Raw genomic sequence first — 24,753 nt, 5'->3', positions numbered from 1 at the left:
GCCTACACCCTTTCTCTTTTATCTCAAATTCGAAACATTTTCTTTATCCTAGTGTAAAAAATAGTAATGATATCTGTCAAGTAAGCTTGCCCACTCTCCCTAAGCATACTACAATAAGAAGTACGAGCGATAGTAATAAATATTGGAGTGTAGCGCATGAGGCAATTTTCCCCTCTGTTTGTGAATTTAAACAATAAAAAAATCGTCATCATAGGTGGTGGACAAGTCGCACTTCGAAGGCTGAAGCACTTGCTTCCCTATTACCAGAAAATCACAGTGGTAAGTCCGTCAGTAACTGCTGAATTGCATCAATTAATTAAAAGGTATCAAATAGATTGGCTGAAGGAAAAATGTAAATTTCAACACTTCCAGAATGCCGACTTAATCATCATTGCAACCAATGATGAAGCAATCAACCAATACATAGTCGATCATGCACCTTCCCATTCTTGGATTAACGCCAGTCATCGCTCAGAAGATGGCAATGTACAATTCCCTATTACGCTAACCAGAGGGAAACTGCAAATTGCCATTTCAACAGGAGGAGCAAGTCCCATACTTGCGAAAAAAATAAAACATGCAATCGAGCAGGAAATTCCTGATCAATATGAACAGTATGTTGACTTTCTATATCAGGCAAGAAAATTACTAAAACAGCAAGAGTTAACACCTCAGCTAAAAAAACAATTGTTGTCACAACTGATAGAAGACCCCATCTACGACAAAAAAGAACAGCAAACATGGCTGCATAAGCAAAGAAACAGGTCTTAAACCTTCCACTCGTAACTAGCTATAATATGGATTATGTTAGTGTTTATTTTGAAATACAGTCTTAGCATAATCCATATTAAAAGAACCCATGTTCAGCTTGATCACTTCTATGACAGTACATATATAATCCCGCTGCTTATAGGAAAAACCGGGCATAAACCACCTGATCCTTATTGACTTAATTAGTAAACAACTTCCTATAATATGGATTATGTAAACAAAGCCTGTATTGCAGAATGATCATTTTGATATATTTTATCTGCTTAGAAAAGCTCCGGAAATAGGCTCCGCGTCCTGTGGGCACGGCTTCAGCTAGGCTACTACTTGAAAATACTTCTTTGCTGCCTTGTGCCGAGGAAGCTTACTTCGAAGCAATGCTTGCAGACACAGGCACAAATGAAGTGGATCTTCAGCTCGCGCTGATTCCACGGGAGTCTCCGCCTATTTCCTACGCTTTAGGGAAATGCTACATCATATGGAACAGCTAAAAGCAGTGGTTCTAGTCATTTTTCGATAGCTATTATATGCATACGATCAATATGCTAGCTCTTACAAAAATTGCAGAGTCCCAATTCTAGCGTAGGCCAACCACGGAGACTCCCGCGGGATCAGGCAGGTGCTGGAGATCCACTTTGTGAAGCGACCTTCTTCACAAAGTTAGCTTCAGCCGTGCCCCGCAGGACGCGGAATGGTTGGCTGAAGCGGTATCCCAGCATATTAAATATCTCAAAATGGATGCTTGGCTAGTGATGGATAGTTTACATAATCCATATTATAGGAACTCAGCTTCATGTTCAAAATGGTTACTGCTGTGACTGCACTTTTCTTGACTGAACAAAAAGGACAAATATGAGGTTTAACTCACCTCACATTTGTCTTTTTGCAATTGCTGTAATTTTTCCATCGCCTTACCCGATTTTATCTGTTGATCGGCCAGCTCAATACCTTCTTCAATTGAATTGGTTACTTTGAATAAATAATAGCGCAACCCGGCATTTAATAGAATCTGATAATAATAATATTGATGTTCCGGTAATGCTTCCCCAGCAAAGACAGAACGTACAATAGCTGCCTGCTCTTCTGCAGACAATTTTACTGATTTATCATAATCCTCCGAATACAGACCATAGTCCTTTGGCTTTACTGAGAAGGATTCCAAACCATCTGGTGTCCAATCAAATACAAAACTGTTTCGATGGACAGGCACATCTTCTGATCCTTCTAAACCTTGCACAAGAAAAACATGGTCATAATCAAGTTGTTTGAACACATGTGCAAGATTGTTGATTGCAGTACGGTGAAAGGCTCCTAGCATAACATTTCGCGCTTGTGCAATATTGACTAGTTTTTCCACGGTATTAAACAACGTCCGCACACCAATTTCTTTACGAATCGACCGAATACTTGCGAGTGGCAAGCAATATTTTTCGGTATCTGCAAAAGCAAAACGATGTTGTGCAAATCGTGCTTCATTGGTGGCTTTGTCGGTATCAGATGCTAAGCCAAGTGCTTTGATGACTTCTTTCAAGGATGTACCGTATTTCGGTGGTAACGTATCACTTGCCGAAAGAAAAGCAGGAATTCCATGCTCTGCTAACAAAATCGAAACAGGAATGGTAGCAGCAAATGAATTACGGCCATTATAAGGACCGACAAAATCAATTGTTTGTTGCTGCATTTCTTTTGATAGTTCAAAGCGATCCGCATGCTTTTGGAGCGTATGAATAAACGCTAGTAATTCTTCAGGCGTCTCCATTTTTATACGTTCCGCAACCAAATAGGCGGCAATTTGGGCATCTGTTGCCTGGTTTGTCAGCATTGTTTCCGCAATTTCGACTGTTTCTTCATACGGTAAATCTTTTGAACCCTTCTTACCTCTAGCTACTTCTTTCAGCCATTGTTGCATCCGTACTCGCTCCTTCTCTTACTTCTAGTACTCTTTCTGTTAAAATATCCACAATTATTGAATGATGACCGAGATAATCCGTAAGTAATATTTCCTGACCTGTTTCGAGTTCAAATGTTTTCACGTAATCTTTAATTCCTCGATCGAGCAGACCGGTAAACAAGATATAAGGTAACACTAATACTGATTTTCCTTGTTGAACCTTATCTGCTAAAAAAGGTTCAAATTTGGGTTCACTGGCTGCTAAAAAACATTTTTCAATTCGATTGGCAGGAAACCGATGACGAAGCATTTCAGCTAAGGTCTCTGTATCCCCCACTGCTTGCTGATCACTGCTTCCCCTCCCGACAAGTAATATATCATAAGTTGCTGGATCGTCGGTGCAAGCATAAATGCGATCAACTAAAATATCAATCATTTTCGGTTCAACTTCAATCGCACGTCCATAATGTACAGAAAGCTCCGGATATCTTGCCTGTTCCCGCTCAATCATCGCAGGAATATCTTTTTTTGCATGACCAGCCGTCAATAATAAAATCGGCATAATATAAAGTTCTGTCGCACCCTGCTCCACCGCATTATCAACTGCTTGTGCCAATGTCGGGTCCTGCAGTTCTAAGAAACATGTTTCCTGAATAGGGACATTCACACGTTCCTTAACCTTTTCGATTAGATCAATAGATTCTTTCTTTGATTCTGTTAATCTGCTTCCGTGACAAATATAAATAACAGCTTCCACTTGTGCTCACTCCTATAATGCAGTTGAAATTGGCCTTATCTCCTGAAAGCTTTCTTTTAAAGATTGCAGCCTTTCACCAACTTTGACAACCTCACCTATTACAATCATAGCAGGATTTTGAATTTGATGCTTTTCTACTTGTTCTATGATCGTTTGTAACGTACCACTAACCTTCTTCTGATTAGCAGTCGTACCTTCCTGGATAATTGCTATGGGCGTTGAAGCTGGCAAACCATGGCTCATTAATTGGTCAGTAATATATTCAAGATTACTCATCCCCATGTATATCGCAATGGTATCAACGGATTTGGCGAGGTATTCCCATTTAATTTCAGAAGGTTCACCGTCTTTACAATGACCGGTAACAACAGCAAATGAACGTCCCAATTCGCGATGCGTTACGGGGATATCCGCATATGCCGGTGCCGCTATACCAGCCGTTATTCCTGGCACAATCTCGTAATCAATCCCGTTCTTTACTAATGCTTCCGCTTCTTCCGCTCCTCTTCCGAAAACAAAAGGATCTCCTCCCTTTAATCGTACTACATTCTTCCCTTTCTTACCATATTTAACGAGTAAATGGTTGATCGTATCTTGTTTCATCAAGTGTAATTTCGGTAATTTTCCACAGTATATTAAATCTGCCTCTTTTTTTGCTTCTTGTAAAATTTGCGGATTGACTAAACGATCGTATAAAATCACATCTGCCTGTTGAATCGCTTTTAATGCTTTTACAGTGATCAAATCAGGATCTCCAGGACCTGCTCCAACCAAATATACTTTTCCCATTTGTTATCCCCCTTTTAGAATTGCCCCGATCCATTATTCTATTAATATAATAGAAAACGATTGTCATAACAGAATTATATTTGCTAGAAATGAAAAATTACAGTACCAATCTCTATTACCACGGTATTCAAATAATACAGATATGAAGCATACTACGCAGCAATCCATTCGTTTAACCATGAGATTATTTTGACATACATTATGTGCTGGGATACCGCTCTGTCCAACCACTCCGCGTCCTGCCGGGCACTACTGGAGCTAGGCAACTACATGAATTACTTCACTGCTGCCTTGAACCGAGAAAGCCTACTTCGAAGCGTTACTAGTAGACGCAGGTGCAGACAAAGTGGATCTCCAGCACCTGCACAATCCCGCGGGAGTCTCCGTGGTTGGCCTATGCTAGGATGGAGCTTTACAACTGATGTAACAAGAAGGATATGGACCGCTATCTGCATGGATTAACCATTTTGATGATTTATAATGTCTAGCACCACTGCTTTTAGCTCCGCCATTCGTTGTAGCACTTCCCATAAGCGTAGGAAATAGGCGAAGACTCCCGTGGAATCAGCGCGAGCTGAAGATCCATTTATGAAAGAAAAGTATTTTCTTTCATAAGTTAGCTGAAGCCGTGCCCACAGGACGCGGAGCCTATTTCCGGAGCTTTTATTAGCACATAAAACATTTCAAAATCGCCACGTTCATATACAGCTCTGTTAAGTTTTGCACAAACTTACTTCGCAGTATATCCATACAGTGAAGGAGAAAAGCCGAACATAACTGGAATCATTTATTACTGGATTTCTTGTTATGTTCGCCTTCTCCTTTGGCTGAAAACTGTTTTCCTCAGTTTCTTCCGCACTTTATTTATCCGTTATTTCAACGTACACTTTATCATCTTCTATTGTTGTTCGATAGGTTTGAACACAGCCTTCATCAGGGGCTTGGACCAATCCATCCGAGACATTAATTTTCCAATCGTGTAACGGACAAAAAACATGTTCTCCGCTTACCATTCCTTCTGACAGTACGCCGCCTCGATGGGGGCATTTGTTTTCAATTGCTTTGACTTTACCGTTCGACAGTCGAAATACCGCTAATTCTTTATCGTCAACAACTACTGCTTTACCAAGGCTGACTGGCAAATCCTCATAATTGCCAATTAACACTTTACCTACCGTTCGTTGTTCCATTTTGTTTCCCCCATCCATTATTTAGCTGTTACTTTCTGGTATAAGTCTTTTAAAGTTGTTTCACTTTCTAATACATTGCTCCATGGCTCCTGATAAACAGAAAGTGCTTGATCCATTCTTGCATTTAACTCGGAACGTAATTGATCGTCGTTAACAATTTCTTGTACATGTTCAATACCTACACGTTCTACGTAATGAGACGTTCTTTCTAGGTAACTAGCATTCTCACGATAATATTGCAGAAAGGCAGCCGTATATTCTAATACCTCCTGCTGCGTTTTTACTTTCACTAAAAGTTCCGCTTTTCGCAGATCGGTACCACCATTTCCACCGACATAAACTTCCCAGACACCATCTAACCCGACAACACCTACATCTTTAATGCCACCTTCTGCACAATTACGCGGACAGGCTGATACACCCATTTTCACTTTGTGAGGGGTATTTAACCCTTCGAATTTTTTCTCTAACTGAATTCCCATCCCTGTAGAATCCTGCGTTCCAAATCGGCAAAACTCTGCACCGACACATGTTTTTACGGTACGAACTGACTTACCGTATGCATATCCTGAAGGCATACCTAAATCTTTCCACACATCTGGTAAATCTTCTTTTTTAACACCTAGTAAGTCTATACGTTGACCACCCGTTAATTTAATCATACCGACCTCATATTTTTCTGCTACATCGGCAATAGTTCTTAAATCTTCTGCATTTGTTACACCACCATACATTCTTGGCACAACGGAATATGTTCCATCTTTTTGAATGTTAGCGTGCAGACGTTCATTGACAAAGCGTGACTCTCTCTCATCTTCATGTTCTTCTGGATAAACCATACCTAAATAATAATTAAGCGCTGGTTTACATTTGGAGCAGCCTTCTTCCGTTTTCCATTCTAAGACGTTCATGACTTCTTTTGAATGGGTTAATCCTTTCTCTCTAATCTCTGCCACTACTTCATCTCGAGTTAAATCGGTACACGCACAGATCGATTCTTTCGTATCTGCTTCATATTCATCACCAAGCGTATCCGTTAATAAATCGGAGACAAGATTCTTACAAGTACCGCAAGAACGAGATGCATTTGTTTTGCCTTTTACTTGCTCTACTGTAGTTAAGCCATCGTTTTTAATCGCATTAACGATTGTCCCTTTAGAGACACCGTTACAGCCACAAATAATTTCTTCATCACTCATAGCGGCAACAATACTTTCACCATCATCGCTTGCCTGTTGACTTTCAAGATACTCTTGAACATTGGCACCTTTTTTTATCAGACTCAGTAATTTTGTTCCTTCTTTTGTATCACCGAAAAGAACCGCACCTGTTAATTTGTCATCCTGGACCAAAATTTTCTTATACGTATTTTGCCATTCATCAAATACTTTAATTGATTTGGAGTCCGCTGTTTCATTGATTAATCCGGTAGAGAAGACATCAACACCAGATACCTTAAGTTGCGTAGATAAAACAGATCCTTTATAGCCCTGATGGTTCATACCACATATATGTTTTGCTAATGCTTGGCCTTGCTCATATAAAGGAGCAACTAATCCATACACCATTTCTCGGTGTTCAGCACATTCCCCTACAGCATAAATATTGGGAACATTCGTCTCCATATGATCGTTAACAATGATACCGCGATTAACGTCAACACCAGATTCCTGTGCCAATGCTACATTCGGCTTAATTCCAACCGCCATCACAACTAAATCAGCTGGAATTGCGCCACCATCTTTAAATTTCAATCCCGTTACCCTTTTTTTACCGGTAATTTCGGAAGTTTGTTTTTCTAGATAAAAATTCATACCCTGTGACTCTAATTCTTTTTGGAGTAATTCTGCAGCTGCACGATCAAGCTGTCGTTCCATTAAATAATCAGAGATATGGATTACATCGACTTCCATGCCTAAATTCAATAAGCCTCTTGCCGCTTCTAATCCTAACAAACCACCACCAATTACTGCAGCACGTTTGTAATGGTTGGAAGCATCAATCATTTTTTCACAATCTTCAATATCACGGAATGCAGTCACGCCTTCTTTATCTGCACCTGGCAACGGCAGCATAAAAGGATTGGAACCTGTGGCAATAATTAGGTAATCATAAGCTGTTTCCTTCCCCTTATCGGTATACACCACCTGGTTTTCTTTATCTATTTTCGTTACCGTTTCTCCTGGATAAAGTAATATACCATTGTCTTCGTACCATTGCCATTCATTTAACGTAATATCTTTAATTTCCGTATCCCCTTGCAATACTTTCGAAAGCTGTATCCGATTGTAATTCGGGTAAGGTTCTTTACCAAAGACCGTAATATCAAATTGGTCTGGTAATAACTGAAGAATTTCTTCGATTGCGCGAATACCTGCCATCCCATTACCTATTAGTACTAGTTTTTTCTTTGCCATTTGTGAATCCCCCAATTCGGAAATTTATCTTAAACTCATCGTAATGCTATTAATTTCCACCTTCCACGAGTTTGTTAAATTTTCTGACATATTATTTTGTGCATCCAAAATACACCTTTTCTAAAAAGGTCGTTACATTTTCTTACATATACAAAGACATGTCATAAAACCCCATGATACGCTTCGTGTAGTGATAAATCGTTCGTTGTAACGCAAAACTGGGGGGAACAATCGATATGAAAAAGCAAAAGCTGGTCTTGATCGGAAATGGTATGGCAGGACTAAAAACGATCGAGCACCTGCTGCAAGAAAATGCTTCCTTATATGATATTACAATATTCGGCTCTGAACCATATACCAATTACAGTCGCATCATGTTATCTTCTGTGTTGCAAGGAGATACAACTTTTGATGACATTACAATACATGATTGGAAATGGTACGAAGAAAACGAAATTACGTTATATCCAAATGAAACAGTTTTAGAGATCAATAGAAAAGAACAATTTGTTTTAACAGATAAGAATAGAAAAGAATATTATGATCGCCTGATAATCGCAACCGGATCAAATCCGTTCATTTTACCTCTTCCTGGTGCGAATAAAGAAGGGGTAATGGCATTTCGTACAATAGATGACTGTAAGAAGATGATAAAAACAAGCAAAACATATAAGAAAGCAGCCGTCATTGGCGGTGGGTTATTAGGACTTGAAGCTGCTCGAGGACTACTTAACTTAGGAATGGAAGTTGATGTTATCCATTTAGCTGATCAGCTCTTAAATAATCAATTGGATCAAACCGCAGGAATAATGCTGAAAGAGGAGCTTGAAGCACAGGGTATGCAATTTTTGTTAGGAAAAGACACAGCAGAAATCTATGGTGATGCCCGTGCAGAAGGACTGCTTTTTAAAGATGGTACGTCGATTGAAGCTGACTTAGTGGTTATGGCAGTCGGGATAAAACCAAATATCTCATTAGCTAAAGAGACCGGTTTAGAAATCAATCGCGGAATTGTCGTTGATCAATATTTACGAACAAATGATGCACATATCTTCGCAGTTGGTGAATGCGCGGAACACAACGGCATTGTATATGGACTGGTTAAACCGTTATATGAGCAGGCTGATATCCTGGCAAAACAGTTAACAAAAAAAGAAGGAATATATCAAGGTTCTACTGTCTATACACAATTAAAAATTTCGGGTATTGATTTGTTCTCTGTCGGGCAAATCAAAGATACAGAACAAACGAAATCAATCTATGGATACGATGAAATAAATGGCACTTATCAAAAAGTGTTATTCGAGCAGGATAAAGCAGTGGGCGCTGTATTATATGGGGATACTTCACTAAGTGGAAGTTTATTGGATATCATCCGAAAGCGGAAGTATGTACCAGATCATCAAAAAAACTCCCTTCTGCAGCCGGTCAATATCAATGAATCATACGCAGCTACATTGCCACGAAATGAAAATATTTGTACATGTAACAGCGTCTCGAAATCGTGCATAATCGAACAAGTCGTTTCAAAAGATCTCCAAACTGTAGAAGATGTCAAATCCTGTACGAAAGCATCCAGTTCATGCGGTGGATGTAAACCTGTAGTTCAGGAGTTACTAGATTATATTCATAGTGATTATTTCCATGAGACCGTACAAGATAATCGTTTCTGTACTTGCACAACACATACCGAAGATGAAATTGTAAGTGAGATTCAGCACAAAAACCTGACTTCTATTTCGATGATATTTCAAGAGTTAGCGTGGAACAATGCAACGGGATGTTCTACATGTCTGCCGGCCTTAAACTATTATCTCGAAATGATTTATCCGGATAATTTTTTGAATAATCAGATCTTTTATTTAGATCCAAAAACAAATGCCATCCTAGAAACAGATGGTTCGTATACAATTATACCGCAAACTTACGGAGGAATTATTCACACAGAAGACTTTCATCAAATCAGCAAATTATTACGTCATTATCAACTAGATAATATTTATATCACATCCGAACAGCGTTTGAAAATCCGTCATATTCCAGAGGAGCATCTGCTTCCGCTTTGTCGTGAGCTAAATATGCTTCTTCATAGCTATACAAATTATTCGTTAAAAAGTATTGCGATACCCGAGAGTCGTTGTGATTGCAATAAGCAACAACAAATCAATCTAGCTACCCAGCTTGAAAAACAGACGGAGTTCGTTAACCTGCCTTATGAACTGACGATAAAACTATTTTGTTGCAGAGAGGAAATGGACCGACACTATTTTGATTTAGCCATCCTGCAAACCAAAAACAGCTGGGACTTGATTACACAGAAGGATATGCATCAACAGATTATGTACGCTACAGACACTGCAGAAGAAATGACATTAATTCTGTTAGCGCTAATTCAATATTATCGTCAATCAGGGAACTTTCAAGAAAATTTGTTGCAATGGATTGAACGTGCAGGACCCGTGCATATTCGAGAAGTATTATTAAACAGAGAATTTCATGAGATGTTGTGTTCCAACTTACAACATGATCAAACAAAACGAAAACAATTACTTGGGCGAAATCTTCAACCATAGAGAGATTGGGGTAGAAAGGGGACAGTTGTATGACAGAACTAATGCTAAAATATTTTCGCGATAAACAGCAAAAAGCGCAAACAGAAAGTATTTATGACACACAATGCCCATACTGCAGTATGCAATGCAAAATGCAACTGATCGAACAAAGGGTCATTACAAGAAAAAAACATAAAACCATCGGAAAGGATAATCCCACTTCACAGGGCCGCCTTTGCGTGAAAGGTATGAATGCTCATCAGCATGCACTTCATCATGACCGGTTAAAACAACCACTTCGCAAAGTAAATGGTGTATTTGAACCAACTAGCTGGGAGCAAGCCTATCAAATAATCGCTGAACAATTTACAAAGATTCAGCAAGAAGACGGAAAAGATGCATTATCGGTTTATGGGAGTGCCTCCATCACCAATGAAGAAGCATACTTACTCGGAAAATTTGCCCGGGTTGCATTAGAAACAAAGCATATCGATTACAACGGCAGATTATGTATGGCTTCCGCTGCAACAGCGGCGAATATGAGCTTCGGAGTAGATCGTGGTTTTACAAACTCTCTGCAAGAAGTACCTCACACTAGATGCATTATCTTAGCGGGTACTAATATAGCAGAATGCCAGCCTACCATTATGCCTTACTTTGAAAAAGCAAAGGAAAATGGCGCATTTATCATTGCGATTGATCCACGGGAAACAAGTACTACCAAGTTAGCCGATTTACACATAAAAAATAAACCTGGAACAGATGTCTATATAGCCAATGCCGTTATGAAAATTCTAATCGATTTAGACTTATTGGATCATGCATTTATTCAGGAACGTACAGAAGACTTCGATGATGTCCGCGAATACGTAAGTACACTCCAATTAGATACATTAGCAGAAAATGCTGGTGTATCATTGGATGACTTATACCAAATGGCACTTGTGTTCGGACGTGAATCATCTGGGATGATTTTTACAGCGCGTGGTATTGAACAACAAATTAACGGGACCGATACAGTGCGCGCCTTCTTAAACCTTCTGCTTGCTACAGGCAAAATTGGCAAACCCCATTCCGGCTATGGGGCAATCACAGGTCAAGGAAATGGGCAAGGTGCACGGGAGCATGGCCAAAAAGCAGACCAATTACCAGGTTATCGATTAATCGAGAATGAACAGGATCGTCGATACATCGCAAATGTATGGGGTGTTTCACCAGAACACTTACCTCGTAAAGGAGTCTCCGCCTATGAAATGTTTGAGCGAATCATAGATGGTGAGATTACCAGTATGTTCGTCATGTGTTCCAATCCTGTTGTGTCTAATCCTAACGCCAATCTTATCAAGAAAGCTCTGAAACAGTTGAAATTTTTAGTGGTTACAGATCTGTTTCTCTCCGAAACGGCGAAGCTAGCGGATTTAGTTTTACCTGCCACTTCCTATTTAGAGGATGAAGGTACTTTAACGAACGTCGAAGGTCGGGTCCTATTACGTGAAGCCAGCTATCCTATCCAAGGAGAAGCTAAGCATGATTGGCAAATCCTTTGTGAACTAGCAAGTATTTTAGGAAAGAAACAATATTTCGATTTCGAAAATGCGGAAGCAATCTTTGAGGAGTTGCGTATTGCAAGCAAAGGTGGTAAAGCAGATTATTCCGGCATTACCTATCAGCGTTTAAGACAAGAAAAAGGAATCCTATGGCCCTGCCCTGATACTAGACACAATGGAACAGAGCGTTTGTTTGAAGAGTCATTTGCTCATCCAAATGGCAAAGCAAAGATGGCTGCTATTCCTTGCCAGAGTAACCTATCGAAGCCTGCACCAACTGAACAATATCCATTATTTTTAACAACTGGCAGAGTGATGAGTCACTATTTAACAGGTGAACAAACGAGAAAAAGCCCTTCGCTGGCGGCACGTGATTTTGAGGCATTTGCAGAGATACATCCAGATACAGCAGCGAAATATAATATTCAACCAAACTCTCTTGTTCGGATTACATCTGAACAGGGATGGATCGTAGTCAGAAGCAGATACTCTTCTACTATTCGCAAAGATACTGTTTTCGTTCCATTTCATTGGACAGAAAATCAAAATGTAAATCGACTTGTGGCCGATCAACTGGACCCCTATTGTAAAATGCCCGGATTTAAAATGAATGTCGTCCGACTCAGCCCTATCGATGGCTAACAGAACTAACTAATATATCACTTCAATATACCAATACTCACCGTTATAAAGGAGTAATACGATGACTAGTATAAAATATGACTATCAAGGTCAGAAACAAATGCTTACAATTGCTACAGTAGCTTTTTTCATTAGTGTTATGGTTTGGTTTAATATGGCACCTTTCCAGGCTTCGATTCAAGATCAACTCTCCTTGACTAAAGATGAAATCGGTGCTTTGATGATTGTTAACCTAGCATTAAGCATACCAGGAAGAATTATTTTCGGTCGGTTAGTTGATCGATATGGACCAAAGAAAGTATTTTCTATATTTTTAATCATAATGAGTATGCCCTGCTTTCTATTTGCGATCGGTACAACTTACATTCAGTTGCTTATCTCCAGATTAATCTTAGGTACAATTGGCGCCAGCTTTGTAATTGGAATCAGAATGGTATCAGAATGGTACCCAAACCATCAATCTGGTCTGGCGCAAGGTATTTATGCAGGATGGGGGAATTTTGGTTCTTCTTTTGCAGCACTCACCCTCCCTTCCCTGGCTTTGTTTTTCGGGGGAGATAATGGCTGGCGCTATGCTATATTCATCACTGGTGTTTTTGCATTAATCTATGGCTTATTTTTCTATTTCAAGGCAAAAGATACCCCTGATTGGAAAACATTTCATTATACGAAGACAGCCAACCCTATGAAAGCAACCAGTTCTACTGATCTTGTTTTTCTCATGTTATTAAATTTTCCTGTATATGGCGGGTTTGCTATTTTAATTTGGACATTGGAAAATACATCGGTATTGCCATCAAATCTGGCTAAAATACTATATGGAGGCATTGCCGTATTTTATATTTTCAACATGAGAAAAAGATGGAAAGCAAACCAAGTATATTTACAAAAAAAGATACCGTCTAAAGAGAAGTTTTCCATGAAAAATGTTGCTATTCTTAGTTTAGGCTATTTCTCAACATTCGGATCCGAATTAGCGATTATTTCGATGCTGCCGATGTTTTTCCAGGAAACATTTGCGATTAGCACAGTCTTTGCTGCAGCGATTGCCTCCAGCTTTGCTTTTACTAATCTTATCGCTCGTCCTGCTGGCGGCTGGCTGAGTGACCGATTTGGAAGGAAAAAAATAACATTGCTGCTATTAGCTGTACTTACTTGTCTCTATCTATTAATGGCGTTAGTGAATAGCAATTGGCCAATATTCTTAGCACTACTGATTACAGTTTGTTGCTCCTTGGTAAGTCAAGCTGCTTCCGGCGCAATATTCTCGATGGTCTCTCATGTCAAACAAAATCAAACCGGTCAAATTGCTGGGATGGTTGGTGCATATGGAAATATTGGGTCACTATGCTTTTTAGCGGTACTTAATTTGTTTTTTCCATCTATGTTTTTTATCGCTATATCATTTGTATTACTCGTTTGTTTTTGTTCTACAACACAATTGCATTTACAAAACAAAACCAGCTCGCTTAAAAACCCGATCAACGCAAAAGCATTTTAGTTGTGGCAAGTATGTCTCTGCTGTTTTTCTGCCAGAGGCTTATTTGTGTTTGTTTGTTTGTTATATTTTCTAACAATTATTTTGAAAAAATATGATAATAATGATATTTCCGTGTTAGATTACTTTACGACTTGATTGTTTATTACTTCCAGTCTCTTATAATGAAACCATAACAAACCATAGGAGGTTATCTTAGTGAAAACAGGATATCAAGGAAACATTAAAACACTAGGCTTTACTACACTTGCATTCTTTATTACTTTCGTCGTTTGGTTTAATATGGCCCCATTTATGTCTACATTGAAGCAGCAATTTGGCTTAACAAATGATGAGGTGGCATTACTTACCGTAGCGAACGTCACCTTAACTATTCCCGCACGTTATTTAATTGGCATGTTCGTCGACCGTTTTGGTCCTAAACGAGTATTTTCAAGTTTACTGATCATCTTAAGTATTCCCTGTTTCGCCTTTGCCCTATCCACCAGTTTTACACAGCTGATGATTTCACGAATTTTCTTAGCATTGATTGGTGCAGGATTTGTCATTGGGATACGTTTGGTATCAGAATGGTTTTCAACTAAAAGCGTCGGATTTGCAGAAGGTATTTATGGCGGTTGGGGGAACTTTGGTTCTGCCGCAGCATCGATGACCTTACCAGCACTGGCATTGTTATTCGGAGGAGAAGATGGCTGGAGATATGCAATTGCTCTTACTGGAATTATCAGTTTAATCTATGGCTTTTTGTTCCTAAGAATTGTCGAGGATACACCTGAAGGGGTCACATATCGCAAACCGAAAAAGAGCGGCGCATTAGAAGTAACCAGTTATCGCGATTTAGCTGGACTTATGTGTATGAGCATTCCTCTGTTTGGTATCTTAATTTTTCAAAGTTATCGTTTATGGAATTTGGATTTTATTAGTTTACAGGTGATGATCATCATTATCGCGGCACTAGTAGCTTTATTTTTCTACAATTTATCAAAAATTTGGACTGTGAATAAAGAGCATTTGGAACAAGGAGTACCAGAGAAAGAAAAATATTCCTTCAAACAAGTCGCCATTCTTAACTTTGCTTATTTTTGTACATTTGGCTCCGAGCTCGCAGTTGTATCGATGCTACCTTTATTTTTCGAAGAAACTTTTTCATTAGGCGTAGCACAAGCCGGTCTTATCGCAGGAAGTTTTGCGTTCATGAACCTAATGTCACGTCCAAGTGGCGGCTGGTTCAGTGACAAATTTGGCCGCAAAAAATCTTTGATGATCTTTATCGGAGGATTAGCAATAGGCTATATGGGCATGGCACTGATTGGTTCCAGCTGGCCAATTTGGGTTGCAGTTATCGTGACAATGGGGTGTTCGTTCTTTGTCCAAGCCGGTGAAGGTGCTGTGTTTGCCATGGTACCAACGATTAAAAAGTCAGTAACTGGTCAAATATCCGGTATGGTTGGTGCATATGGAAATATTGGCTCGGTTGTATTTTTGACCATTTTCAGCATGGTAAGCCCAAGCCTATTTTTTATCCTAATCGGTTTGTCCGCAGTCATTTGCTTTATCTGTATGTTCTTCCTTGAAGAACCAGTGAAAGAAACGACAACTGAAACTATCAAGAAACCAAAAACAGAGAACGTAGCAACGTTTTAAGCAACGCGAAAATCTATGTAGTTCGATTTTAGCAGTATGGTCCAACATCACAGTTAACGAAACAATGAGCAGAGCAAAAGTTTCTCTGCTAAATTAAAAGCCGAACATGACACAAATCTTAACAAGATTCGTGCAATGTTCGGCTTATTTCCTGTGCGGTCAGTTATAAAACTTTATCATTAGTCCAGGGCATCTTGCAGGACGTGCAGGTACTTGTATACATACTCTGCTATGGCTCACTTTCACTATATTTCAAGCGCAGGACTTAATATAACTTGCCACCAGATTAACAAACTTATGACGATTGCAATGAAAACGATTAAACTCTTTACTGCATATGGAAATCGATTTGGAATAAATGTTAAGGATAATCCACTGATAAGTCCGGCTACCACCATATAAATGACAGCATATATAAGCATTCCCAAGAAATTATCTACAGGGAGTGCCATTGATTCTCTGATCATATCCATTCTTACACCTCATTATAAAATACAATTTTTTCGTTGTGTTCTTCACCATTACTATCATACAATATTTTTCTTATTATGAAAGTATTTTTTTGTTTTTTCATGAATAATGTAAAACTTTGTTAAAAATTGTATATTTTATTTAACGGCAGCTTTATACCAGCTTCACACTTTCCCATTATAATCGGCGATAGAATACTAGTCTAGCAATGTTTAAAAGGAGAATGTATATGTATGCCGTCGAATTAAACCATGTGGACAAGAGCTATGATAACAAACAACTAGTTGTCAATGACGTAAATGTTACTATCGAACCTGGTGAATTCTTTGTATTAGTCGGACCTTCAGGCTGTGGTAAAAGTACGCTGTTACGTATAATCGCAGGACTAGAAGAATTAAGTGCTGGCTCCCTCCTTATTGATGGAAAACGCGCCGATCATTTACCACCAAGCAAAAGGGAACTATCTATGGTATTTCAAAACTATGCTCTATATCCGCATATGACAGTAGCTGATAATATTACATTCGGACTTGATGTAAAAAAAATACGCAAAAAACAGCGAAAAGAAAAATGTGATGAAATAGCAGAAATGTTAGGCTTAACCGATTTTCTAAAAAGAAAACCAAGACATTTATCCGGTGGTCAACGACAGCGCGTTGCATTAGCGAGAGCAATCATTACGAACTCCCCCATTTGTCTGATGGACGAGCCTCTATCCAATTTGGATGCAAAATTGAGAGCTTTTATGCGAGCAGAGATTAAAGAACTACAAAGGAAACTTGGAATGACGTTAATTTATGTTACCCATGATCAAATAGAAGCGATGACGATGGGCGATCGTATTATGGTATTAAATGAAGGAGCGATTCAACAAATAGGAAGACCGATTGACGTGTATAATACACCCGCAAATCCTTTTGTTGCGAAATTTATCGGTTCTCCGCCCATGAATATGATTAACGGCACCTTAGATATTTCTGCCTCACGTATCCACATCAGTGGCCAAACAGAATTACCATTCGATCCTTCACAAACGCTAAACACAACATCTAACAAAGTCATCGTGGGCATAAGACCTGAACAATTAACACGTTATGACGAAACATCATCACATTGCCTTCCAATTACCATTACAATTGATCATTACGAAATTCTTGGCACGGAAACGTTACTTAAGTTTAACTGGCACAATGAAACGTGGTACGCCAAATGGTACGGACAATGGGACCTCCAAATCGGTCAGTCTTTGACATTAGCCCTTGACAGTCAGTCTGTATGTATTTATGACCAAATAACTGGTCAACTCATCAATAAACCTGAAACGGTGGATCATCAGGTTGTAAGTGAGGAAATTGTATGAAGGATTCAGCGGAAATGCATACGGCAACTGTCCCAACAGCATTCACAAAAAAAAGATTGATATACTGGCGAAGTGCTATCTGGTATTTGTTACCTTCCATTATTTTATTCAGTATATTCCTATTTTATCCATTGGCTAAAACATTCTATTTAAGCTTCTTCCTAACCGATCGGCAAGGTCTGGCCAATGTGTTTGTCGGTCTCGAAAACTATCAATACATTTTACAAGCTGAGAGCTTTCACAAAAGTATAATAGCTACTTTGTTATTTGTATTGTATACGGTCCCTATAGGTGTTTTGCTCTCTTTGTTTCTAGCTTTACTAACGAACGAAAAGTTAAAAGGTATTGGATTTTTCCGAACCATATTCGCATCCACGATGGGGATATCGGTTGCTGCATCGGCTGTTGTCTGGCTCTTTATTTTTCACCCTAGCATGGGAATTCTTAATCAAGTTATCACAGCAGTTGGTGGACAATCAGTGGAATGGTTATTAAATCCTGATTGGGCTCTTGTATCGGTTTCCATCACCACAATCTGGATGAATATTGGTTTTTCTTTCTTAGTCTTACTAGGTGGTTTGCAAAATATTGATGATCATATATATGAAAGCGCGAGAATTGCAGGAGCCGGTTACTTCTATCAGCTGCGCAGAATTACGATCCCTATGTTGTCACCTACCCTTTTTTTCGTCGTTACAGTGTCCTTAATAAATGCCTTTCAAACTTTTGGACAGGTTGATATTTTGACCCAAGGTGGACCTTCAGAATCTACTAATCTAATTGTCTATTCCATTTATCGAGAAGCTTTTGTCAATTATCAATTCGGAACAGCTAGCGCTCAATCTATCTTTCTATTCTTATGTATCTTAATTGTAACGGTCTTACAATTTAAATTCGGAGAAAGGAAGGTCCATTATCAATGAACCGTCCTCAAACAATCGTCACTTACTTTTTATTATTGATATCAAGCATTCTACTATTTTTTCCAATTCTGTATGCTTTTTTGATTAGCTTTATGTCCGGTTCTGAGCTTTTGCAAGGCAATATTTGGCCACAATCCTTTCATTTTGAAAATTATCAGAAAGCATTCGAAAGTTTGCCGCTGGCACATTATCTGTGGAACAGTTTCTTTATTTCAACCGTTGTGACACTAGGTCAGCTAGCAGTTAGTGCATCGGCAGCTTTTGCGTTTGTTTTTATTCCATTCAAAGGGAGATCTGTTGTTTTCTTTCTGTTTATCTCGACGATGATGATCCCTTGGGAAGCGACAATGATACCAAATTTTTTAACGATCCAGCATTTTGGCTGGATGAATCGCTACGAAGGATTAACTATCCCCTTTTTCGCGATCGCATTTGGTACCTTTCTTCTTAGACAACACTTTCTTATCATCCCTAAAGAGTTAAAAGAAGCAAGCGACATTGCCGGATTACGGTCATTTAGATTCTTCTATAAAGTTGTCATACCGTATAGTCGAACTTCTTTTGTTACGTTGGGTACTTACGGATTTCTTACCACTTGGAATATGTACTTATGGCCATTGCTCGTCACTAATAATGATGAGGTCAGAACGGTACAAATTGGTTTAAAGCAACTGCAAACACAGGAAATGGCGACTGATTGGGGGGTGGTGATGGCTGGCGTTATTATTGTTATAATTCCTACACTAATTTTGTTATTTGTCGGACAGAAACAATTGCAGAAAGGTCTAGCACAAGGAGCTATAAAATAATAAAGGGGGAAGTTTAATATGAAAAAAAATCTATTATTCTTACTTATGATGCTCATCCTTATTTTTGTTACTGCCTGTTCCAATCAGGCTAACGGAGAAGAACCAGCAGATGAATCATCAGAAGAGCAAACCGCAAACACCGCTGATACGGAAACAGAAGAAAACACAGAGGAAAAAGTGGAAGCTGTTTTCTGGCATGCCATGTCTGGTGGCGGACAGGAATCAATCGAGGCAATTGCAGACAATTTTAACCATTCACAGGATAAGTATACGATTACCCCTGAGTTTCAAGGATCGTATGAAGAAGCTTTAACGAAATTCAGAAGTGTTGGTGGAACTGAAGATGCTCCCGCTATTATTCAAACCTTTGAGGTTGGAACGAAATATATGATAGACAGCGGATTCATCGAACCTGTTCAATCGTTTATTGATGAAGAAGACTATGATATTAATCAGTTAGAAAAAAACATATTAAATTACTATACAGTGGATGATCAATTATATTCGATGCCTTTTAACTCTTCCACTCCAGTCATGCTTTATAATAAAGATGCATTCAAAGAAGCTGGATTAGACCCTGAGAATCCACCACAAACATTTGCAGAAATTAAAAAAGCGGCAGAAGCTTTGACGGTCAAAAATGGAGAAAATACAGAGCGATATGGTTTTTCTATTCTTAATTATGGCTGGTTTATCGAGGAGCTAATTGCCACTCAAGGTGGACTGTTTGTAAATAACGAGAATGGTCGAGCAGAACCTGCAACAGAAGCGGTATTTAATGGAGAAGAAGGACAGCGGGTCTTTCAATTAATAGATGATATGAATCAAGCGGGCACGTATGGAAATTTTGGTTCTAATTGGGATGATATTCGAGCAGCTTTCCAAACTGGCAAAACTGCAATGTATTTAGATTCCTCTGCAGGGGTGTCAGCTACTGTGGAGAATGCACCATTCGATGTTGGAGTAGCATATATTCCCTACTCAGAAGCAGCGGAACGTAATGGCGTTATCATCGGTGGTGCTTCCCTTTGGATGACAAACAGTATCGATGAGAAAAAACAAAAAGCAGCATGGGAATTCATGAAATTCTTGCAAACTCCCGAAAGTCAGGCAAAATGGCATTTAGATACAGGTTACTTCGCTATTAATCCTGCTGCATATGAAGAGGAAATGGTTAAAGAAAAATGGTCAGAATTTCCACAGTTAAAAGTAACGGTAGATCAATTACAAGAAACGAAGCCATCCGTCGCCACACAAGGTGCATTAATTTCAGTCTTTCCAGAGGCAAGACAACAAGTAGTTACCGCTATGGAAAATGTAATACAAGGGACAAATCCGAAAGAAGCGTTAGATAAAGCAGCAGAAGAAACAAACCGTGTAATCGAACAGGCAAACCGCGCCAATCAGTAAATGATATCTTTCGACTTGTATGGAGTGACTACGCATGATTAAGTTCGCAATAATAACAGGACCGGGTAACACACCCAGTCCTGTTATTATATTGACACATTTAGCATTACACTATTTTCTACAGCTTTTTGAAAAAGCCCGAACAGCTCTAAACAATATTAGAGTTATGTTAAGACTTTCTATTGTGCTGTAGGGATATAATGCACAGTAAAATGATGTAATAGAGCGGTATATTCATTTAGTATTTTGAATGTTTATTGTGTGTGGCAATGCTCGGAAATATGCTCCGCGTCCTGTGGGCACGGCTTCAGCTAGGCTACTACTTGAGAACAGCATCTGAGCTGCCTTGTGCCGAGGAAGCCCACTTCGAAGCGATACTTGCAGACACAGGCACAAATGAAGTGGATCTTCAGCTCGCGCTGATTCCACTGGAGTCTCCGCCTATTTCCTACGCTTAGAGGAAGTGATACAACGATTGGAACAGCTAAAAGCAGTGGCGCTATGCATCATCTATCGTAAAAATAAAAAAGAAAAACTGGAGGATAGCACTCTATATACTAGCTCAGGTATCCGTTGTAGAGCACAAAACCTAGCGTAGGCCAACCACGGAGACTCCCGCGGGATTGTGCAGGTGCTGGAGATCCACTTTGTGAAATGCTCTTCTTCACAAAGTTAGCTCCAGCCGTGCCCCGCAGGACGCGGAGTGGTTGGACGGAGCGGTATAGTAGCACTTACTCCATTTCAAAATGTTCTCTACGCTAGTTAGGTGGAGAACCAACATCGCTAAATTGTCATTACTGCGCAGTATACTTCTACTGCGTATTTTCTGTAATTAGGACGGCGTCTAGCTATTTCCGGGTTGTTCGTTTTTTTTACGCTTTACCGGTATATATTGTCAATTGCATCATATTCTTTGTCTGTTAATGCAACGTCTAATGTTTTGAGATTTGCTTTTACTTGATCAGTTTTTTTTGCACCGGGGATAATCGAGTCAATTGCCGGATGGTTTAAATACCACGCAAGTACAAGGTGTGCTACGTCTACCCCTTTATTGCTGGCTATTTCTTTCAGTTGATCCACTCGTGCCAATTCCCGTTCAAACCGTTCCCCTTTAAACTGTTCCATATTTTGTCTAAGGTCGTTAAATTGTGTATCTTTCGTGTATTTTCCTGCAAGCAAACCTGCTGCCAATGGAAAATACGGAACAAATGAAATAGAATTTTCCTGAACAAATGGGAATATATCCTCTTCCACTTTTCGGTTGATCAAATTATATTCACCCTGATAAACATCGACATAACCGTCTTGATTGGCTTCTTCCAGTTGTTTAATCGAAAAATTAGAAACACCAATCGCTCTGATCTTCCCTTGATCTTTCAATTCCTGCAACGCGCCTACCGCTTCATATTTCGGAGTGTCTTCATCAGGAAAATGAATGTAAAACAGATCAATATAGTCAGTTTTTAATCTTTTCAAGCTGTCTTCTACCGTTTTTCGCAAGAAGGCAGGTGTATTATCGTTTACGATATCGTCTCCTTCATAACGATGGCTCCCTTTTGTTGCAACGATCATTTCATTTCTTTTTCCTATCTCTTGTAATACTTCACCAATTAATTCTTCCGATCTTCCTAATCCATATATATAGGCTGTATCAAGAAAGTTCATTCCCTGATCTATTGCCATTCTAATTAAGTCTTTTCCTGTCTCTTCATTCAAATTCGGATAAAGATTATGACCGCCAACAGCATTTGTACCAAGTCCTACAGGGTTCACATGTAAATCTGTTTTACCTATTTGTACTTTTTTCATGAGAATACCTCCATTATAATTGATCTAGTTCTTTAATAACTGCCTCGGGTGTTTCACCATTTAATGCTTGAAGCATGTTTTTTGCAGCAAAAAATTTCATTTCCTCTCGTGTTTCTGCTGTTGCAGAACCTATGTGAGGTAAGGTAACTACTTGCTCCATTTTTAATAATGGATTAGCAGGATCAATGGGCTCCTGTTCAAATACATCTAGTCCTGCTCCTGCAATTTCTTTATTCTCTAATGCTTCAATTAAGGCCCGTTCATCCACGACGGCCCCTCGTGCGGCATTAATAAAATGACAATTACTTTTCATTTTGCCAAAAGCTTCTTTGTCGATTAAGTGATAGGTTTCATCAGTTAATGGTGTCATAAGCAAAATAAAATCAGACGTTGTCAGCAATTCATTCATCGATTGATAGTCGATTTGCCATGCATCTTCAACATCTTTCTTGCGAGATCGATTATAGTAACTGACATCCATCTCAAAGCCAAGTTTAGCTCTTCTTGCAACCTTTTCTCCTATGCGCCCCATCCCGATAATACCTAGTTTTTTGTGGTGTACATTATGACCAAACAATGGTTGCCCAACAGATTGATTCCATTGTCCTTGTTTAACATATTGGTCTAATTCCGGTATTCGGCGGGCACTGCTTAAAATCAAGCCAAATATCAAATCTGCTACTGTTTCATCTAATACATATGGAGTATGTGTTGCGATCATTTGATGGCGTTGTAACGCCTCGACGTCGAAATTGTCATAACCGACAGAAATATTACTGACCGCTTCGAGTTGCGTTGCCTGTTCTAACAATTCATCGTCTATTCTATCCTTGGCTGTAATTAACCCATGATAATTTCCAATTTCTTTTAACAATTGCTTTCTTGGCATTTGTTCATTGTTATTCCAGCAATCAAGTTCAACTTGTTCTTGTAAGTATTGTTTGACACTATCAGGTATCGGCTCTGTGACTAACACTCTCTTCTTCATATGATCCTCCTAATGTAGCAATTTATCTTAATTGTAGCATGAGTTATTTCAATATTCGAAAAATGTGTTTAAGAAGATCCCTCTTAGAAACAATAGGAGATGACCTTATATCATCTAGTTTTATTAGCTAAATAAAACAGATTAAGTTAAGAAAAACCGGGCATAACCCGTCTGGTCCAATTTGATTTAAATTTTATATAACTACCTATAATATGGATTATGTAATGCTAGCCATTGCTAGCCGAGCATCCATATTGAGATTTTTTTATATGCAGGAATACCGCTCCACCCAACCACATAAGCAGATAATCTATATCAAAATGACCATTTTGCAATACAGTTGCACTTAACATAATCCATATTATAAGAACTCAACTACATGTTCAATGCGATTACTGCTGTAACTGCATTTTTATGCTTTCTCAACTAAATAAAAAAACAGCCCCATGACGGACTGTTTTTTTACATTCTCATTGCTGTTCTGACCTAAGTTCAATAATAACCCCGGCTGTTTCTTCAATGGATTTATCTGATACATTAATGACCGGGCAACCAAGACGATCCATTAATGCATTGGCTGTTTTTAATTCTCGTTTTATTTGATCCATGGATGCATATTTCGACTGTGCTGGTAAGCCTAACGTTTTTAATCGTTCCGTTCTGATTTTTAACAAGTGTCCTGGATCGATGGTTAAGCCAATGATCATTCTGTCAGCTGGTTTGAATAATTCTTCTGGCGCTTCCATGTCAGGTAATATCGGAAGGTTTGCAGTCTTAATCCCTTTGTGTGCCAGAAAAATACTAAGTGGTGTTTTCGAAGTTCTCGAAACTCCGATCAACACGACATCTGCTGATAAAAGCCCTTTTACATCCTTGCCGTCATCATATTTTACAGCGAACTCGACAGCCTCTATCCGTTTAAAATATTCTTCATCTAAAACTTGCCGTTGACCTGGCTCTGGTTTTGGATTATCGTTGAACGTATCAATATATGCTTGCATCATTGGCCCCATCACATCAACCGCTCTAATATCGTAACGAATGGCCTCCTGTTGCATTTTTGCTCGTAATTCTGGCTGAACAAGCGTATACGCTATGAAACTGTTCTTCTCACGAACTTCCTGGATAATCGCTTCAATTTCTTCTTCCGTCTGGATATGACTGTACCTTTTCATGTCCACCTTGCTTTGTGTGAATTGTCTAACTGTTGCCCTGACCACTGCTTCAGCGGTTTCTCCCACGGCATCCGAACATATATAAACAACAGAATGATTAGTTGTCATTTTGA

General features: G+C 39.1%; 18 protein-coding genes. 9 read left to right on the top strand and 9 right to left on the bottom strand.

Features of this window, described 5'->3' with window-relative positions; all coding sequences use genetic code 11:
- Nucleotides 1-156: 156 nt before the first annotated feature.
- Nucleotides 157-771: an NAD(P)-binding protein gene (locus tag MUN87_RS00300; RefSeq protein ID WP_244744335.1), complete on the top strand. Its 615-nt coding sequence runs from the start codon at nucleotides 157-159 to the stop codon at nucleotides 769-771.
- Between the two features lie 856 nt (nucleotides 772-1,627).
- Here MUN87_RS00300 and MUN87_RS00295 read toward each other — a convergent pair.
- The 5 genes from MUN87_RS00295 to nirB (MUN87_RS00275) form a co-directional block, all read right to left on the bottom strand.
- Nucleotides 1,628-2,677, bottom strand: a complete 1,050-nt coding sequence (locus MUN87_RS00295) for an anthranilate phosphoribosyltransferase (protein ID WP_244744334.1) — start codon at nucleotides 2,675-2,677, stop codon at nucleotides 1,628-1,630.
- Nucleotides 2,649-3,416 (bottom strand): sirohydrochlorin chelatase, encoded by a 768-nt coding sequence (locus MUN87_RS00290; RefSeq protein ID WP_244744332.1) that lies wholly within the window; start codon nucleotides 3,414-3,416, stop codon nucleotides 2,649-2,651. Before MUN87_RS00290 ends, MUN87_RS00295 begins: the two co-directional genes overlap by 29 nt.
- Nucleotides 3,417-3,428: 12 nt before the next feature.
- The gene (gene cobA / locus MUN87_RS00285; protein WP_244744330.1) at nucleotides 3,429-4,205 is read right to left on the bottom strand and encodes a uroporphyrinogen-III C-methyltransferase; all 777 of its coding nucleotides are present in this window, start codon (nucleotides 4,203-4,205) and stop codon (nucleotides 3,429-3,431) included.
- A gap of 860 nt (nucleotides 4,206-5,065) precedes the next feature.
- Complete coding sequence (gene nirD / locus MUN87_RS00280) at nucleotides 5,066-5,395, bottom strand: nitrite reductase small subunit NirD (RefSeq protein ID WP_244744327.1); 330 nt, start codon at nucleotides 5,393-5,395, stop codon at nucleotides 5,066-5,068.
- 17 nt (nucleotides 5,396-5,412) lie between these two features.
- Entirely contained in the window at nucleotides 5,413-7,812 is a 2,400-nt protein-coding gene (nirB, locus tag MUN87_RS00275; protein WP_244744325.1) for a nitrite reductase large subunit NirB, read from the bottom strand.
- A 236-nt stretch (nucleotides 7,813-8,048) separates the two neighbouring features.
- Between nirB (MUN87_RS00275) and nirB (MUN87_RS00270) the strand changes: the two genes are divergently transcribed.
- From nirB (MUN87_RS00270) to MUN87_RS00255, 4 genes are all read left to right on the top strand, one after another.
- Nucleotides 8,049-10,385, top strand: a complete 2,337-nt coding sequence (gene nirB, locus MUN87_RS00270; protein ID WP_244744318.1) for a nitrite reductase large subunit NirB — start codon at nucleotides 8,049-8,051, stop codon at nucleotides 10,383-10,385.
- A gap of 29 nt (nucleotides 10,386-10,414) precedes the next feature.
- Nucleotides 10,415-12,553, top strand: coding sequence for an assimilatory nitrate reductase catalytic subunit NasC (nasC, locus tag MUN87_RS00265; RefSeq protein WP_244744309.1), 2,139 nt, complete (start codon nucleotides 10,415-10,417; stop codon nucleotides 12,551-12,553).
- A gap of 61 nt (nucleotides 12,554-12,614) precedes the next feature.
- Nucleotides 12,615-14,054, top strand: a complete 1,440-nt coding sequence (locus MUN87_RS00260) for an MFS transporter (RefSeq protein WP_244744307.1) — start codon at nucleotides 12,615-12,617, stop codon at nucleotides 14,052-14,054.
- Between the two features lie 195 nt (nucleotides 14,055-14,249).
- Nucleotides 14,250-15,695, top strand: a complete 1,446-nt coding sequence (locus MUN87_RS00255) for a nitrate/nitrite transporter (protein ID WP_244744299.1) — start codon at nucleotides 14,250-14,252, stop codon at nucleotides 15,693-15,695.
- A gap of 245 nt (nucleotides 15,696-15,940) precedes the next feature.
- Here the strand turns inward: MUN87_RS00255 and MUN87_RS00250 are convergent, their stop codons facing one another.
- Nucleotides 15,941-16,168, bottom strand: coding sequence for a hypothetical protein (locus tag MUN87_RS00250; RefSeq protein WP_244744297.1), 228 nt, complete (start codon nucleotides 16,166-16,168; stop codon nucleotides 15,941-15,943).
- A gap of 227 nt (nucleotides 16,169-16,395) precedes the next feature.
- On the opposite strand from MUN87_RS00250, the gene MUN87_RS00245 reads away from it, so the two are divergent.
- Genes MUN87_RS00245 through MUN87_RS00230 form a run of 4 tightly spaced genes read left to right on the top strand, consistent with a single transcriptional unit; the run spans nucleotide 16,396 to nucleotide 20,668 of the window.
- A complete protein-coding gene (locus MUN87_RS00245) occupies nucleotides 16,396-17,526 on the top strand; it encodes an ABC transporter ATP-binding protein (protein ID WP_244744295.1) in 1,131 nt (376 codons plus the stop codon).
- 14 nt (nucleotides 17,527-17,540) lie between these two features.
- Nucleotides 17,541-18,449, top strand: a complete 909-nt coding sequence (locus MUN87_RS00240) for a carbohydrate ABC transporter permease (protein ID WP_244748058.1) — start codon at nucleotides 17,541-17,543, stop codon at nucleotides 18,447-18,449.
- Nucleotides 18,446-19,258 carry a carbohydrate ABC transporter permease gene (locus tag MUN87_RS00235; RefSeq protein WP_244744293.1) on the top strand — a complete coding sequence of 271 codons (813 nt, stop codon included), beginning with the start codon at nucleotides 18,446-18,448 and terminating at the stop codon, nucleotides 19,256-19,258. The genes MUN87_RS00240 and MUN87_RS00235 overlap by 4 nt, the downstream gene beginning before the upstream one ends.
- Nucleotides 19,259-19,276: 18 nt before the next feature.
- Entirely contained in the window at nucleotides 19,277-20,668 is a 1,392-nt protein-coding gene (locus tag MUN87_RS00230; RefSeq protein ID WP_244744291.1) for an ABC transporter substrate-binding protein, read from the top strand.
- Nucleotides 20,669-21,547: 879 nt separating this feature from the next.
- On the opposite strand, the gene MUN87_RS00225 is transcribed toward MUN87_RS00230, so the two are convergent.
- The 3 genes from MUN87_RS00225 to MUN87_RS00215 all read right to left on the bottom strand — a co-directional run bounded on the left by MUN87_RS00225 (nucleotide 21,548) and on the right by MUN87_RS00215 (nucleotide 24,748).
- A complete protein-coding gene (locus MUN87_RS00225; RefSeq protein WP_244744289.1) occupies nucleotides 21,548-22,477 on the bottom strand; it encodes an aldo/keto reductase in 930 nt (309 codons plus the stop codon).
- Nucleotides 22,478-22,490: 13 nt separating this feature from the next.
- Nucleotides 22,491-23,465, bottom strand: a complete 975-nt coding sequence (locus tag MUN87_RS00220) for a 2-hydroxyacid dehydrogenase (RefSeq protein ID WP_244744287.1) — start codon at nucleotides 23,463-23,465, stop codon at nucleotides 22,491-22,493.
- Between the two features lie 470 nt (nucleotides 23,466-23,935).
- A complete protein-coding gene (locus MUN87_RS00215) occupies nucleotides 23,936-24,748 on the bottom strand; it encodes a pyruvate, water dikinase regulatory protein (RefSeq protein WP_244744286.1) in 813 nt (270 codons plus the stop codon).
- Between the last annotated feature and the right edge of the window lie 5 nt (nucleotides 24,749-24,753).

Source organism: Gracilibacillus salinarum (genome assembly GCF_022919575.1).
In the GTDB taxonomy this organism is placed as follows: domain Bacteria; phylum Bacillota; class Bacilli; order Bacillales; family Amphibacillaceae; genus Gracilibacillus; species Gracilibacillus salinarum.
The sequence above is the reverse complement of the archived record's forward strand: the minus strand, read 5'-3'. Positions and strand labels throughout refer to the sequence as shown.